Annotated in this window: 10 protein-coding genes; 9 read left to right on the top strand and 1 reads right to left on the bottom strand. The window is 27.6% G+C overall.

Translation table 4 applies throughout. The features are described 5' to 3' along the window. Nucleotides 1-75 precede the first annotated feature (75 nt). The 4 genes from EXC57_RS04695 (at nt 76) to proS (ending at nt 3520) form a co-directional block, all read left to right on the top strand. Complete coding sequence (locus EXC57_RS04695) at nt 76-786, top strand: phosphopantothenoylcysteine decarboxylase domain-containing protein (RefSeq protein WP_004025332.1); 711 nt, start codon at nt 76-78, stop codon at nt 784-786. 4 nt (nt 787-790) lie between these two features. After that, nucleotides 791-1327 (top strand): flavoprotein, encoded by a 537-nt coding sequence (locus EXC57_RS04690; RefSeq protein WP_004025331.1) that lies wholly within the window; start codon nt 791-793, stop codon nt 1325-1327. A 71-nt stretch (nt 1328-1398) separates the two neighbouring features. Further along, entirely contained in the window at nt 1399-2109 is a 711-nt protein-coding gene (locus tag EXC57_RS04685; protein ID WP_004025330.1) for a YebC/PmpR family DNA-binding transcriptional regulator, read from the top strand. Between the two features lies 1 nt (nt 2110). Beyond that, the gene (gene proS, locus EXC57_RS04680; RefSeq protein WP_004025329.1) at nt 2111-3520 is read left to right on the top strand and encodes a proline--tRNA ligase; all 1410 of its coding nucleotides are present in this window, start codon (nt 2111-2113) and stop codon (nt 3518-3520) included. Between the two features lie 113 nt (nt 3521-3633). Here the strand turns inward: proS and EXC57_RS04675 are convergent, their stop codons facing one another. Continuing rightward, a complete protein-coding gene (locus tag EXC57_RS04675; protein ID WP_129692495.1) occupies nt 3634-4608 on the bottom strand; it encodes an IS30 family transposase in 975 nt (324 codons plus the stop codon). Nucleotides 4609-4942: 334 nt separating this feature from the next. Between EXC57_RS04675 and rpoB the strand changes: the two genes are divergently transcribed. The 5 genes from rpoB to glpK all read left to right on the top strand — a co-directional run bounded on the left by rpoB (nt 4943) and on the right by glpK (nt 16803). After that, nucleotides 4943-9061: a DNA-directed RNA polymerase subunit beta gene (gene rpoB, locus EXC57_RS04670; protein ID WP_004024769.1), complete on the top strand. Its 4119-nt coding sequence runs from the start codon at nt 4943-4945 to the stop codon at nt 9059-9061. A gap of 20 nt (nt 9062-9081) precedes the next feature. Continuing rightward, on the top strand, nt 9082-12924 hold the full coding sequence (rpoC, locus tag EXC57_RS04665) for a DNA-directed RNA polymerase subunit beta' (RefSeq protein WP_129692702.1): 3843 nt from the start codon (nt 9082-9084) through the stop codon (nt 12922-12924). 248 nt (nt 12925-13172) lie between these two features. Then, on the top strand, nt 13173-14084 hold the full coding sequence (locus EXC57_RS04660) for an MIP/aquaporin family protein (RefSeq protein ID WP_129692701.1): 912 nt from the start codon (nt 13173-13175) through the stop codon (nt 14082-14084). A gap of 19 nt (nt 14085-14103) precedes the next feature. Beyond that, nucleotides 14104-15264: a type 2 glycerol-3-phosphate oxidase gene (glpO, locus tag EXC57_RS04655; RefSeq protein WP_129692700.1), complete on the top strand. Its 1161-nt coding sequence runs from the start codon at nt 14104-14106 to the stop codon at nt 15262-15264. Between the two features lie 9 nt (nt 15265-15273). Then, nucleotides 15274-16803 (top strand): glycerol kinase GlpK, encoded by a 1530-nt coding sequence (gene glpK / locus EXC57_RS04650; protein WP_129692699.1) that lies wholly within the window; start codon nt 15274-15276, stop codon nt 16801-16803. The last annotated feature ends 120 nt before the right edge of the window (nt 16804-16923 follow it).

Here is a 16923-nt window from a genome sequence, read left to right as displayed (position 1 = left end):
CTAAGGCATGTCTTTTTTATTATGTTTTATATTATGTTTGTATAATTGTTATTAGCACTATTGGGGTTAAAAAATATGAAAATATTAATTACAGCTGGCTGTACAAAAGAAAAGATTGATGGGGTAAGATCTATAACAACAATCCCATCAATTGAATTGGGCCAAAAACTTGTTTCAAGCGCACTTAAGAAAAACCATGAGGTTATCTTTGTTGCTTCAAGTTTAATTACAGATAAAGAAATAGTTGAAAATAAAAATTTTAAACAATTACTTGTAACAGATTTTAAAAGCACATATGATTGTCTACAAAAACTTTTTACTTTAAATAAAATAGATGCAGTTATACAAACAATGGCAATCTCTGATTTTGTGGTTAGTGGTTTTATAAATAAAGATGATATATATGAAATCAAAAATAATAATGATTTTAAAAAATTAATAAAACAAAACCCAAATAAAATTTCATCAAATAATGACATTTTAATTAGTATGACTAAAACACCAAAAATTTTGTCTATGTTCAAAAAATGAAATCCTGAAACAAAAGTTGTTGGTTTTAAGTTGTTGGTTAATGCAACTGATAGTGAAATTAAAGCGGCAATAACAAAACAAAAAAATGATTCTAATGTTGATTATATTGTTTTTAATGATTTAAAAAATATAACAGATACAAAACATATTGCTCACCTTTACTTTAAAGATGATCTTGAAAACTATATATCAGTTTACAAAACAAAAAAAGAAATTGCTGATGGGTTGATAAAAACATTGGAAAGAAAGAATTAACATTATGAATAAAAATATTTTAATAGGAATTACAGGAAGTATATCTTGTTATAAAATATGTGATTTAGTTTGAGAACTTAAAGAAAAAGGTTTCAACTGTTTTGTTGCAATGTCTGAGACTTCTTTAAAATTTGTGAATAAGTTAACATTTGAAATTTTGACTGGTAATAAAGTATTAACAGATAAATCTTGATTTGAATCAAATAGTGTTGAACATATAAACATAATAAATAACATTGATTGTTTTTTGGTTGCTCCTGCAACAGCTAATACAATTTCAAAAATTAGTTGTGGGATATCTGATAATATAATATCTACATTAGCAATTTCTCTTAAAGAAAATACAAAAAAATTTTTTGCTCCATCTATGAACACTAATATGTACAATAATATTGTCATTCAAGAAAACATTAATAAATTAAAAAAAATTGGATATATTGAAATTCCACCTTGCAAAACTTTGTTAGCTTGTGGAGATTATGGTATTGGTGGATTAGCTAAACTTGAAGACATAATCGAATTTATAAATAAATTCAATTAGTAAATTTTATTGATTAATTCAATTAATAATATCTATATATAATATTTATTGTGAATATTGAGAGGTGTGATATGCCAAGAAAACATTTAATTGCTTCTGGAATTAACAAAAAACAACAATCCCAAGCTAAAGTGTGAAACAAATTAGCAAAAGAAATTAAAGCAGCTGCTAAAGTTGGTGGTCCAAATCCTGATGCAAATCCAAGATTGAAAGCTGCAATAGACAAAGCATTACAAAACAATTTGTCTAGAGAATCAATTCAAAAGAACATTAATGGTGCTGAAAAAGATAAGGATTCATTAACAGATTATTTATATGAAATTTATGGTCCTAAAGGTTTGGCAATAATTGTTCAAGGATTAACTGATAATCAAAATCGTTTGTTAAGTTCTTTAAAAGGGTATCTTTCAAAATTAAAAGCAGAAATTGGTAAACCAAATAGTGTTAAAAATAATTTCAATTATTGTGGACAAATAATAATTGATAAAAACATGCTTACTGAAGACTCATTAATGGAACAAACATTAGACTTACCAATCAATGAATTAATTGAAAATGATGATTGTTTTGAAATACTAACAAATGCAAAAGATTTTTATAATGTTAGGGATGAAATATCTAAAAGAAACATAAATATTATAGAATCTGAAATTAAATATATTCCTAATGACTATGTTAATTTAGACAATGAAAATTTTGAAAAATTAGAAAAGTTTTTATCTTCATGTGAAGAAGATGATGATATACAATGGGTTGTAACCAATTTTGGAGAAGTTGAATAATATGTCAAAAATTATTAGCAGTAAAAAAGATTTTTCTAAATGATATACATCAATATTAACAGAAGCTGACCTTGTGGATTATGGTTTGGTTAAAGGTACTATTGTATTTAAGCCATATGCTTGAAAAATATGAACTAATATTCAAAAAGAACTTGATAAAGAATTAAAAAAATTAGGTGTTGAAAATTGTTGTTTTCCTTTAATGATTCCATATAGTGAATTTAAAAAAGAAGCTAAACATGTTGAAGGTTTTGCACCAGAACTTTTCAGAATAACAAAAATTGGTGATAAAGAGCTATCAGATGATCTAGTGGTTAGACCAACTAGTGAAATTTCTTTTTGTAAATATTTTTCTTTAAACAGTAAAAGCTACAATGATTTACCAATAAAATTAAATCAATGATGTAATGTTTTCAGAGTTGAAAAAAACACAAGACCATTTTTAAGAACATCAGAATTTTTTTGACAAGAAACACATGCAATATTTGAAACAAAAAAAGAAGCACAACAATTTGCGATAGACTTTATTCACGTTTATGAAAAATTTTTAAAAGAAGCTTTATGCATTCCAGTAATAGTTGGTGAAAAAACAGAATATGAAAGATTTGCTGGAGCAAGTAATACTTATACAATAGAAGCTTTAATGAAAGATGGTCAAGCACTTCAATCTGGTACTTCACATTTCTTAGATCAAAATTTTTCAAAAAATTTTGATATTAAATATCAAACTAAAGATAATAGTTTTGACTATGTTTATCAAACATCACATGGAGTATCAACACGTTTGATTGGTGCTTTAATAATGACACATTCAGATGATAATGGTTTAGTATTGCCATCAAAAATTGCTCCATACCAAGTTGTAGTTATTACTGATGATGTAAACTATTTTAATAGTCAAATAAAACCAACATTAGATTCAATACAAGATCTTGATTATAAAGTTGACACATCAAATAAATCGTTAGGTATTAGAATTGCCAAGTATGAAGTGATGGGAGTTCCTTTGCAATTTATTATTGGTAGAAAAGAAATTGAAGACAAATCAGTTACTATATATAACAGAGTTACAAAAGAAAAGAAAAATATTAAATTAGAACAATTGGATAAAGAATTTATTACTTCATCCCTATCAGATTTAGATAAAACACTTTATAATAATGCTTTAAATTTTTTAAACAATTCTATTGTAGAAGTTGATAATATTGAAGAATTTAAAAAAGCTATTAATGATAAAAAAATGGTATTAGCATATTGAAGTGGTTCTCAAGAAGATGAAAAAAAATTAAAAGAATTAACTCAAGCAACAACAAGATGTATATGTTGATCTAAAAAATCATTAGAAAATAAAAAGTGCTTTTTCACAAACAAACCCGATGCTAAATTAGTATATTTTGCAAGATCATATTAATAAAAAACCAAAGACAAAATCTTTGGTTTTTCCCTAACTGACATGTGAAGTGCAACACTTCAATGTTACATTAAACTCTCGACTTTGAAATATAAGTTGAGAGTTTTTTTGTTTTAAATATTTTCTTGATACATTTGGTAAGCTGTTTTATAACCAAACATTTTTCTTGGGATGTTGTTTACTTTTCATTCAAGAGTTTTTATTTTATCTTCACTTACTAAACTGAAGTCAGTTCCTTTTTTATATCATCTTCTAACTATCCCATTTATGTTCTCGTTGGACCCTCTTTGGAATGAAGAATAAGGTTGGCAATAATAAACTTTAAAGTTGAATTGTTTTGCAGTTATTCCCATCATTTGAAACTCTAACCCATTATCAACAGTGATGCTTTTTATTGGGAGTTTTTCATCTCGAATAATGGTATACATTTTAGCCATCATTGATCTAGCGTTCTTCCCTTTTATTTTTCTAATAATTGCCAACCTTGTTTTTCTTTCCACTAATGTCAATAAGTGGTAATAACCACTTTGCCTTTTACTAACTATTAGATCAGCTTCTCAATGTCCAAATTCTTTTCTATTGTTTATCTTTTCTGGTCTTAGACTATAAGGAATGCAGTATTTTCCATCAATTTTAGAAAATATACCTATTTTTCTTCTTTTTCCTTTAACATATTTTCTTCTTAAACAATCTCTTCTTTGTATCTTTCAAATCTTGCTATTGATTCATCTAAATACTTGCCTAGCACTTGGAACTTTAACTAACGGATAGTTTTCTTTTATTCAAAAAATTGTAGCTTCTACACCATGAGATTTAGGATTAAATTTTTGAATAAAAAGATCTGTGAAGTTTTTGTACTTCAACATAAAAAACATATGACAATTTGATTTTCTTCTAATGTATTTTTTGTGAGCAGTTGATGAATAATAAATCCCTGTTGAAGATGTGTTTCTTTTTAATTCTCTTGATATTGTTGATTTGTTTTTATTTAAGATTTTTGCAATCTTATTCATAGAATATTTTTCTTTATTTCAAAGAAAATAAATTAAGCATCTTTCTTCTTTTGTTAAATGTTTATAAGTTTTCATAAGCACTCCTAATATTCATTATCTTTTTATTAGTGAACACTTACAAACAAAACAAATGAAGTGCACACTCTTTTTTGAGTGTTGCACTTCACATGTCAATCGAGCAAAAACCAAAGACAAAATCTTTGGTTTTTATTTTATTTTCAGCATATTATTAATATCCTATACCTAGCAAAAAGGTCAAAAAATTTTATTTTACTTTTAGTTAAATTTTTGTAGAAAAATTTTAATTTTATTGTATAATGCTTTTTTTACAAAATCGTAATTTTTATTATATAATTATATTCTATATGGACTGTTTTTGGTCTTATTAATATAATGTGGAGTCTGTGACATGAGTAAAAATCCAAAATTTGAAAATAAAATTATTTCTAACAAAGTATTAAGAAGAGATTATTCTAAAGTTGAAAACACTTTTGAAGCTCCGAATTTATTAGACTTACAAAGAAAATCTTTTAAAAGATTTATTGATATAGAATTAGAACAAACAATAAAAAGTATTTTTCCAATAAAATCAATTAATGGTAAATATATTCTAGAATATGGTGGAATGAAACTAGAAGAACCTAGAAAATCAGAAGCTGAAGCTAGAAATGAAGGAAAAACATATGATAGACCATTATATGTTAATTTATCAATTATTGATACAGAATCTGGTGAAGTTAAAAAAAGTACAAAAACTAAATTAAAAGGTGTTAACCATGATGGAATATTTTTTGCAAATATTCCAATAATGACAGATAAAGGAACTTTTATAGTTAACGGTATTGAAAAGTTTGTTATCTCACAAATAGTTAGATCTCCTGGACCATATATTTTAAATAAATCACAAATTAAACTTAGCAATTCAAGAAAAAGAATTCAAGAAGGTTATGTTTGTGAAGTTTTGCCTTCTAAGGGTACTTTATTTTTCATTTTTATACCTGACAACAAAGATGTTGTTCAAGTTATGTTTAGAGATGCAACAGGTGAATCAACTTGTGTTGTTTCAGTAACAACATTCTTTAAAGCTCTTGGATTAACAGGAAAAGAAATATTAAGAATATTTAATGATAATGAACTTATTATTAAATCAATTCAAAGTGAAAACTATAATGAAGATAAAATTTTTGACTATGATGATGTTAAGAGATTAATAGAAGAAACTAAATCAGGTATTACTAATCAACGTATAAGTATTGATAATAAACTTAGAACTTTAGTTAAAAATGTTTTAGAAATCCAAGATCAAATTGGAAATAAAAAAGCATCTAAAGAATTACAAGATAAATTAGATTTAGCAATAAATAGATTAATTTCTGAAAAAGCTGCTAAGGACTTAGTTCAAAGTTTATCAATTTCTACAAAAAGTATAGATTCAAAATCAAGAATTAATGACAGTGAAACTACTTCTTTCCAAACTGTTATATTTAACCATTTCTTTAACAATAGAAATTATGATCTATCAAAAGCTGGTAGATATAAAATGAACAGAAAACTTAGAGTTTCTGAAAGATTATATGGAAGAATTGTTGCTGAAGATATAAAAGATATAAATGGAAAAATTCTTGTTAAAAAAGATGAAATGATTCAAAAAGCTGAAATTGATAAGATCAAAGATTTATATCACAATAAAAAAATTCCAAGTTATGATGCTGAAATTGCAAGTCCAATTAAAGGACAAGAACATTTTGCAAAATATGAAAAAGTTAATATTTATGTTAACAATGATGAACAAAATACAGTTGTTCCAATTATTGGTACATTAAATGACTTTGATGAAGCAGTTTTAACTTTATCTGATTTATTGTCTATTACTTCATATGTTATAAACTTAAAATATGACATAGGTTTTTATGATGATATTGATCACTTAGGAAACAAACGTTTAAAACTTATTCATGAATTATTGAAAGCAAGAAGCCAAGCTGGTTTAGCAAGAATTGAAAAATTTATTAATGATAAATTAGCAATTGCTGATGGTGCTAATAAAGTTCAAGAAGAAAATGAAGAGGCAAGAAAAGCTGTTACAGTTAAATCAATAATCAATACAAAACCTTTTCAAATGACTTTTAAAGAATTCTTTAATTCTCACCAGTTAACACAATTTTTAGACCAACAAAATCCTCTTGCTGAATTAACAAATAAAAGAAGAATTTCTGCAATGGGTCCTGGTGGTATTTCAAGAGAAGACCCTAACCTTGATATCCGTGATGTTCATTATTCTCACTATGGAAAAATTTGTCCAATTGAAACTCCTGAAGGTATGAACATTGGTTTAATTATGTCACTTGCATCATATGCTGATGCTGACGAAAATGGTTTCCTTATAACTCCTTACCGTGTAGTTAAAAATGGTGTTATTACAGATGAAATTAAATGATTAACAGCTCTTAGAGAAGATGAATATGTAATTGCTTGTTCAAATTTACATGTTAAAGACAATAAGTTTACAGAGGATTCTGTTTTATGTAGATATAGATCATCTTGAGATTATTTTGATGTTAATAAAGTTGACTATATTGATATCGCACCAAAACAAGTTGTTTCAATTGCTGCATCATCAATTCCTTTCTTAGAAAATGACGATGCAAACCGTGCGTTAATGGGAGCTAACATGCAACGTCAAGCAACACCATTAATTAGACCTACAGCTCCAATTGTTGGTACAGGTAATGAATATAAAATTGCTCATGATTCAGGTATGGCAATTGTTTATGAAGAAGATGAAGTTGGTGAGGTTAAATATGTTGATGGTAAAAAAATTATCATCAAAAATAAAAAAGGTGAAAAACAATATGATTTATTGAAATTTAATAAATCAAACCAAAATACATGTAATAACCATATGCCAATTGTAAATGTTGGTGACAAAGTTAAAAAATATGAAACTATAGCTGATGGGCCTTCAATGAATAATGGTGAATTAGCTTTAGGACAAAATGCTTTAGTTGCATTCACAACATGAAGTGGATACAACTATGAGGATGCTATTATTCTTTCTAAAAGATTGTTTAATGAAGATGTATTTACATCAATTCATATAGTGGAATATTCTATTGAATGTTTAAAAACTAAAAATGGTGATGAAGAAATTACAAGAGATGTACCAAATGTTTCAGAAAGTTCAAAAAGATACCTTGATGATGAAGGTGTAATTATGGTTGGTGCTGAAGTTAAAGAAGGAGATGTTCTTGTTGGAAAAATTTCTCCAAAAGGACAAGTTGAACTATCTCCAGAAGAAAAATTACTTCAAGCTATTTTTGGTGATAAATCTAAAAACTATAAAGAAACTTCATTAAAAGTTCCACATGGTGGAGAAGGTACTGTAGCTTTAATTAAAAGATTTAAAGTACAAGATGATTATGAATTAAATGCTGATGTTATTGAACAAATTAAAGTTTATGTAGTTCAAAAAAGAAAAATCCAAATTGGTGATAAAATGGCTGGTCGTCATGGTAACAAAGGTATTATTTCTAAGATTGTACCAATTGAAGACATGCCGCATTTAGAAGATGGTACACCAATTGATATCATGTTAAACCCACTAGGGGTTCCATCAAGAATGAACATTGGTCAAATTCTTGAACTTCACCTAGGTTTAGCGATGAGAAAAATTAGTCTAAAAAAACAACTAGAAATGATTTTCAACAAAGAAAAACCAGAGGCATTTACACAATGATTTGGAATAGATGTTGATTTATCAAAAATATTAATTTCTAAATTCAAAGAAGTATTGAAAGAAAAAAATATAACTACTTTAGAACAAGCTGAAAATTCATTTACAGAATTTGATTACTCAATTGTTCTTTCACGTGCAGGTATTAGTAGAGACCAAGTTAATTACAAAGTTTCAACACCAGTATTTGAAGGTGTAAAAAGAGATGATTTAATAGAAGCTATGAATGAAGCTGGTATTAAACCACTTGATCCAAAAACTACTAATGGTAAAAATGGTAAGTTCAAATTAATCGATGGAAGAACTGGTGAATATTTTGATGGTGACATCTCAGTTGGTATCATGTACATGCTAAAACTTGATCACATGGTTGATGACAAAATTCACAGTAGAGCTGTTGGTCCATATAGTAAGATTACTCAACAACCTCTTGGTGGTAAATCTCAAAATGGTGGTCAAAGATTTGGTGAAATGGAAGTGTGAGCTCTTGAAGCATATGGTGCAGCTCATAACTTAAGAGAATTATTAACTATTAAATCTGATGATGTTAAAGGTAGAAATAATACTTATAACGCAATCATAAAAGGTAAAAAGATTCCAGAATCTGGATTACCAGAATCATTTAAATTGTTAACTAAACAACTACAAGGTTTAGGACTACAAGTTAATATCACTAAAGACAATGGTGCTTTAAAAGATATTAATGAATATATTTCAAACATTACAGAAGAAGCAATTAAACAAGATGTTAAAGACGACCAAAGTAACATTGGTGAAATTAACCCTGAATTTTAATTAAGGAGAATATTTAATATATGTCTAAAAGTTCTAGAATTACAAGTATTCAAATTGGTTTAGCATCACCTGAAAAAATTAGACAATGATCTAAAGGTGAAGTTACTAAATCTGAAACTATTAACTATAAATCTTTAAAGCCAGAAAAAGGTGGTTTATTTGATGAATCAATTTTTGGTCCAATGAAAGATTATGAATGTTCTTGTGGTAAATATAAGAAAATAAAATTCAGAGGAAAAGTCTGTGAAAAATGTGGTGTTGAAATAACTGAATCAATTGTTAGACGTGAACGTGTTGGTCATATTGAACTTGCAGCTCCTATTGCTCATATATGAATGACAAAAGAACTTCCATGTCCATCTAAAATTTCTTTAGTTTTAGATATTTCTTATAAAGAAGTTGAACAAGTAGTTTATTTTGTTAACTACATTGTTTTAGATGAAGGTGATTCAAAATTTGCTAAAAACTTTAAGTTTAAAGAAGTTATTGATTTATCAAGTCAAAAAGCTTCTAAAGAAACAAGAAGTAAATTAAGAAAAACATTAAGAGAAATATATCAAACAATTGACCCAGAAAGTTCAGTAGAAAATAAAATTAAACACAATATGGGTAAAACTTTCTATGATACTCTTGGTGAATCTAATATGCCATTCTCAATTGAGGAAGTATTCAACTATATTTCAAGATACACAGGTATGAAATTTGGTATTGGAGCTGAAGCAATTTTAGAATTACTTCAAAAAACTGATTTAGATTCTGAATATGATTCAATTAACAAAAGACTTAAATCTCAAGAAATAACTAATGATGCTAAAACAAAAAAATTAGTTAGAAGACTTGAAGCTATAAAATGATTAAAAGATTCAAATAATAAACCTGAATGAATGATTCTTAAAAACATCGTTGTTACTCCACCTGATACAAGACCAATTATTCAATTAGAAGGTGATAAGTTTACTACAAGTGATATCAACAGTTTTTATAGAAAAATTATTATTAGAAATGAACGTTTAAAAAGAGTTATTCAAAATAGAGCTCCTTCAATTATCTTAAATAATGAAAAGAGATTATTACAAGAATCAGTTGACGCTTTATTTGATAACTCATCAAGAAAAAAACCTCTACTTGGTAAAGATAAAAGACCACTTAAATCATTATCTGAACACTTGAAAGGAAAACAAGGTTTATTCAGACAAAACTTATTAGGTAAACGGGTAGACTATTCTGGTCGTTCTGTTATTGTTATAGGACCTGAATTAAAAATGTATCAAGTTGGTATTCCAGCTATTATGATTTTAAAATTATTCAAACCTTTTATTATTCATGAACTTATTAAGAAAACAGATGATAAAGGTCAACCAAAAGACCCTATAGTATCTAACATTAAATCAGCTGAAAAATTAATTTTAAATCAAGCAAATGAAATTTGACCAATAGTTGAAAAAGTAATTAAACAAAGACCAGTTTTATTAAACCGTGCACCAACACTTCACCGTTTAGGTATTCAAGCATTTGAACCTATTATGATCGAAGGTAAAGCTATTAGATTACATCCGCTAGTTACCACAGCATTTAATGCTGACTTTGACGGTGACCAAATGGCTGTTCATGTTCCTTTATCACCTGAAGCTGTTGCTGAAGCTAGATCAATTATATTAGCTTCTTGACATATTCTAGGTCCAAAAGATGGAAAACCAATTATTACTCCAACACAAGATATGGTTTTAGGCAACTATTATCTAACTATGGAAAAAAAGAAAATGGTTGGTGAGGGAATATTGTTTAGTAGTATTGATGAAGTTAAATCAATTTATGCTTTGAAAAAAGTTCATTGTCACTCAATTGTTGGTATTCCAACTAGTGTATTCCCTAAAAAGAAATTCCCGCACGATGGTATTTTAATAACAACTGTTGGAAAAATAATTTTAAACGAACTTCTTCCAGAAGATATGGTTTATTTAAATAATCCAAAAAATTTAGAAACAGTTGATCCAGCAGACGTAGTTAAGTTTGGGGAAGACTTTAGAAAAGTAATAAAAGACAAAACACCTTATGCTCCATTTAGCAAAAAAACTTTATCTGAAATTGTAAATAAACTTCACCAAAACTATGATTTACAAATAGTACCTAAGACAATGGATAAAATTAAAGACTTAGGTTTTGAATATTCAACAAAATCTGCAACAACAATTTCAGCTTTTGATGTTCCAACTTATACAGATAAGCAAAAATATTTTGATGTAGCTGATAAAAAAGTTGAAGAATATAAAAAACAATATCAAAAAGGTTTATTGACTGAAGGTGAAAGATATAAACGTGTTGTTGATACATGACAAAAAGTAACTGAAAATGTTTCAAACGATATTGCTGATTTAATTAAAAAACCTGAATATAAAGAAAACTCAATTGTAATTATGGCAGACTCTGGTGCAAGAGGTAACAACTCTAACTTTACACAGTTATCAGGTATGCGTGGATTGATGAGTAAGTCATATAACTATGACCAAAAACAAAAATCTAAAATTATAAAAGATACAATTGAAGTTCCAATTAAAAATTCATTTATTGAAGGTTTAACAATTAGTGAATACTTCAACAGTTCATATGGTGCTAGAAAAGGTATGACAGATACTGCCATGAAAACTTCAAAATCAGGTTACATGACTAGAAAATTAGTTGATGCGACTCAAGATGTTATTGTTAATGAAGAGGATTGTGGAACAAAACGTGGTATCATTCTTGAGGCAATTATTGATACTAAAACAGGTGCTGATATTGAAAAATTAGAAGATAGATTAATTAATAGATTCCCATTACATGATGTAACAAAACCAAATGGTAAAACAGTTATAGCTAAAGCTGGTGAATTAATCACTAAAGAAAAAGCTAAAGAAATTGTTGATGCAGGTATAACTCAAGTAGAAGTTAGAAGTGTTCTTCACTGTAAAGCAGAATATGGTATTTGTCAAAAATGTTTTGGTACTGACCTTACAACAAATAAATTAGTTGAAAAGTACACAGCAATTGGTGTAATTGCAGCTCAATCTATTGGTGAACCTGGTACACAATTAACAATGCGTACGTTCCATACTGGTGGGGTTTCAGGTGGAAGTAACATTGCCCAAGGTTTTGAAAGATTAAAACAATTATTTGATATCATTCTGCCAAAAGAATGAGAAAAAGCAATCATTTCTGAAATTAAAGGTAAAGTAACAGTTAATGATGATGACAAAGGTAGATATGTAATTGTTAAAAACAAAAAAGAATCAATCACATATGATATTGATATTGATAGCCAAATCAAAGTTAAAACAGGGGATGAAGTTGTTCCAGGTTCTAAACTAACTGAAGGTTCAATCAACATTAAAGATCTACTTAAAGTTGCTGGTATAGAAGTTGTAAGAAACTATATAGTTAAAGAAGTTCAAAAAGTTTATCGTATTCAAGGTATTGAAATTGCAGATAAATATGTAGAAGTTATTATCAGACAATTAACTAACAAAGTTCAAATTCAAGATGCTGGTGATTCTAAATTCTTCGTTGGTCAAATTGTTGATATCAATATCTTTAGAAAAGAAAACCAAAAACTTGTTTTAAATGATAAAAAAAGTCCAGCAACAGCTGTAAACTTAATCTTTGGATTAGATGAAGCACCAAGCAAAACTGGTTCATTCCTTGCAGCAGCTTCATTCCAAGATACAAAGAAAATTCTTACTGATGCTTCAGTTAAGAGTGAAATTGATAACCTTAATGGTTTAAAAGAAAATGTTATCTTTGGTAACCTTATTCCTTGTGGTACAGGTAAAAAAGATTCTAATGAAATCATCAAACTTGGTGATGAAATGTACAAATATGAATATTAATTCTTGTGTAGTGCTTTTGCACTACACTTTTTTATTTTCTTTAAATTTTTATAGACATAGATACAACAAAAACAAAACATCAACAAATTAATATAGTAAAAAATAGAGAACGTTTTTTTTTTTTTTTTTTGATATTTAATTCTTATTTATTAGATAAAACAAAAAAACTCAAAATCCACTATTTTTATAAAGTTGTATATATAACTATATAATAAAGTTGGATAAAAGAAAAAGGAAAATTGAACGGTATGAGTACAGCAAAAATAATTGAATTATTTTGACTTGCTTGTTTTTCTGAATTTATAGGAACATCAGTCTTAATAATTCTTGGGAACGGAGTTTGTGCTTCAACATCATTCAAAAAAATGTTTGCAAATCAATCTGGGAAATGAGTTGCAATAATTTTTGGATGAGGTTTTGGTGTTTTTGTTGCAGCTTTAATATCTAGCATGATGGGTGGCGTGGGGCATTTAAATCCTGCAGTTACGATCATGGATGCTATTAAAACATCATATTATGTTGGTACAAACAATATCACTACAGTTTTAAACAATTCTGTTTATTACTATGCAATGGTGGGTTATTCTATTACTTTGTCTGAATCAATTGCTTTAACATTTTTCATGTTCTTGATTTTTCAAGTTACAGGAGCAATGTTTGGACAAACAATATTAAATTTTATCAATATAAAGTTTATTAAAAATAAAGAGAATGATCTTTTAACTATAGGGGGTGCATATTGTACAACTCCAGTATATAGTAACAAACAAGATAAAAGTTTAATTCAAAACTTTTCATATGAATTAATTGGAACAATGATACTTGTTGGTTTTATTTTAGGTTTAGGAGGAACAAGTTTTAAAACACAAAATATTGGTGCTTTAAGCACTATTCCAGTAGCATTTGTTGTTATGTCTATTGGGTTGTCATTAGGTAGTGTTACAGGTTATGCAATTAACCCAGTTAGAGATTTTGGTCCAAGAGTTATTTATGGAATATATATGTCCATCTTTAGAAAAGAAGAATGAAATAAGTCTTTATACAACTGAAGTTATTCTTGAGTGCCAATTGTAGCACCATTAATTGCTGGGGCATTAGTTGGATTATTTGCGCTAATTCCATCAGCTATACAACCAATGTTGTTTCCAACAACAATTTAAAATAAAGGAGGTAATTAAAATGGATAAAAAAATATATGATGTTGTGATAATTGGAGGTGGAATCATTGGAAGCATAATAGCTTATGAATTATCACAATATAATTTGAAAATTAAATTATTAGAAAAAAATCCAGTATTTGCTGATGAAACATCTAGGGGAAATTCTGGACCAATACATGGTGGTTTTGATCCAGAACCACACAAAATTGAAGCTAAATTAAATGTTTTGGGTAATAAATTATGAAGAGAACATATATTTGAAAAAATTAAATTTCCAAGAGCTAAAATTGACTCTCTTATATTAGCTTTTAGCGACGAAGAAATGAAACATGTAAAAATGCTTTATGATAGAGGGCTTCAAAATGGGGTATTAGCGTCTGATATGGAAATACTAAATAGAGAAGAAGTGCTAAAAAAAGAACCAAATATAAACCCAAATGTTTATGGAGCATTATTGTGTACTTCGTCTTGGGCAATAGATACTGTAAAAGCATCATTAGCATTTTTGGCAGTTGCTAAAAATAATGGTGTTGAACTTGCTAAAAATAGTGAAGTTACATCAATAAATTATGGAGTGGATAATATCTTTGATATAGAAATAAATAATAATGATCATATATATAGCAAAAACATTATTAATGCAGCTGGTCATTATGCAGATAAAGTCGCTGAACTGGCAGGTTATGGGGATTTCAAACAAACAACAAGAAGAGGTGAATATAGAATTCTTGATAGAAGTTTAAAAGGAATTGTAAATTCTATTTGTTTTATGGTGCCAACAATTCATGGAAAAGGTGTCATTGTTTCACCAATGTTAGATGGGCACATATTGGTTGGTCCAACAGCAGAAGATGGAGTAAGTAAAGAAGACACAAGATTAGTAACAAGAGAAAAATATAACTATATTGGTGATATTGGTAAAAAAATTATTCCTAGTCTTGATATGAGCAAAACAATTATGACATTAGCTGGTTCAAGACCAATTGATATTGAAACAAATGATTTTGTGATTCGTTATGCTAATAAAAATAAAAATTTTATAAATGCCGCAGGAATGCAATCTCCAGCAATTGCAGCAGCCCCAGCTATTGCTATAGAAATCTCAAAATTGCTAAATAATAATGGTACTTTGTTAATTAAAAAACCAGATTTTAAAGAAGAATACGAATTATTTGATTAAGGGAAATATATGAAAAAAATTGAACAAAAATATATTATAGCTTTAGATGAAGGAACTACATCATGTAGGACAATTATTGTTGATAAAAAAGGAAACATAGTAAGTTCATCACAAAGTGAGTTTACCGAATTTTTTCCAAAATCAGGATGAGTTGAACATGATGCACTAGAAATTTGAAATACTCAAATTGGTACACTTCAAAGTGCTAAAGCAAAAGCAGGAATTAGAACCGATGAATTTGCTGCGCTTGGTATTACAAATCAACGTGAAACAATTGTTTTGTGAGATAAAACAACTGGTCTACCAGTTTATAATGCAATAGTTTGACAAGATAGAAGAACAAGTGATTATTGTGATGAATTAATTGCAAAAGGTTTGGGAGAGAAATTTCAAAAAAAGACCGGATTAATTATTAATCCATATTTCTCAGGAACAAAGATTAGATGAATTTTAAAAAACGTTGAAGAAGCGAAACAAAAATTGGAATCTAAAAAACTTTTAGCTGGAACAATTGACTGTTGATTAATTTGAAAATTAACCAATGGCGCTGTTCATGCTACAGATGTTACTAATGCTTCAAGAACATTATTATTTAATATACATACATTAGAATGAGATCAAGAATTATTAGATATATTAGAAATTCCAAGAGAAATATTGCCACAAGTTAAATCTTCTTCTGATTATTATGGAGATGTAGAACCAAAACTAATGTCACACAGAGCAACACATAAAGTTCCGATAACAGGAGTTGCAGGAGATCAACAATCAGCTTTATTTGGACAATTATGTATTGATGTTGGTATGGTTAAAAATACATATGGAACAGGATGTTTCACATTAATAAATACTGGTAATAAAATAATAGAATCTAAAAATAAATTATTAACAACGATTGCATGAAAAATAAAAAATGAAAAACCAATTTATGCTTTGGAAGGTTCTGTTTTTATTGCAGGTTCAGCTATTAAATGATTAAGAGATTCAATAAAAATAATATATAATGCTCAAGAATGTGATTTCTATTGTAATTTAGCAGCTAAAAATGATCAAGATGTTTGCATTGTTCCATCATTTACAGGTCTTGGTGCTCCATATTGAGATTCATATTCTAGAGGAGCAATATTTGGATTAGAAAGAGGAACACAAAGAGAACATATTGTAAAAGCAACAGTTGAATCAATTGCTTTTCAGTCAAATGATTTAATTAATTCAATGGAAAAAGATCTTGGAAAACAAATCACTGTTTTAAAAGTTGATGGAGGAGCATCTAATTCAGATTACTTAATGCAATTTCAATCTTCGATAAGCAACATAAAAGTTGAACGTCCTAAAAATATAGAAACAACAGCAATGGGAGCATGTTATTTTGCTGGATTATATGTTGGCTTTTGAAAAACTTTAGATGAAATTAAAAAAATCACAAAAGTTGATAAAACATTTGTTCCAAATCTTGATAAAAAAATCGTTGATAAAAAAACAAAAATTTGAAAAGAAGCAATTAAAAGAACAATGAACTGAACAAAAGCTATTGAATAATATTAATTTCACTTATACATAATTAAATTAACCACATCATTTATTTATAGATAGATAATTTATTATTTTTATTTATATTACGTATTGAATAGTTTAAATCTATTTAATACGTATTTTTAA

This window comes from Malacoplasma iowae (assembly GCF_900660615.1).
GTDB lineage: Bacteria > Bacillota_I > Bacilli_A > Mycoplasmatales > Mycoplasmoidaceae > Malacoplasma > Malacoplasma iowae.
The sequence above is the reverse complement of the archived record's forward strand: the minus strand, read 5'-3'. Positions and strand labels throughout refer to the sequence as shown.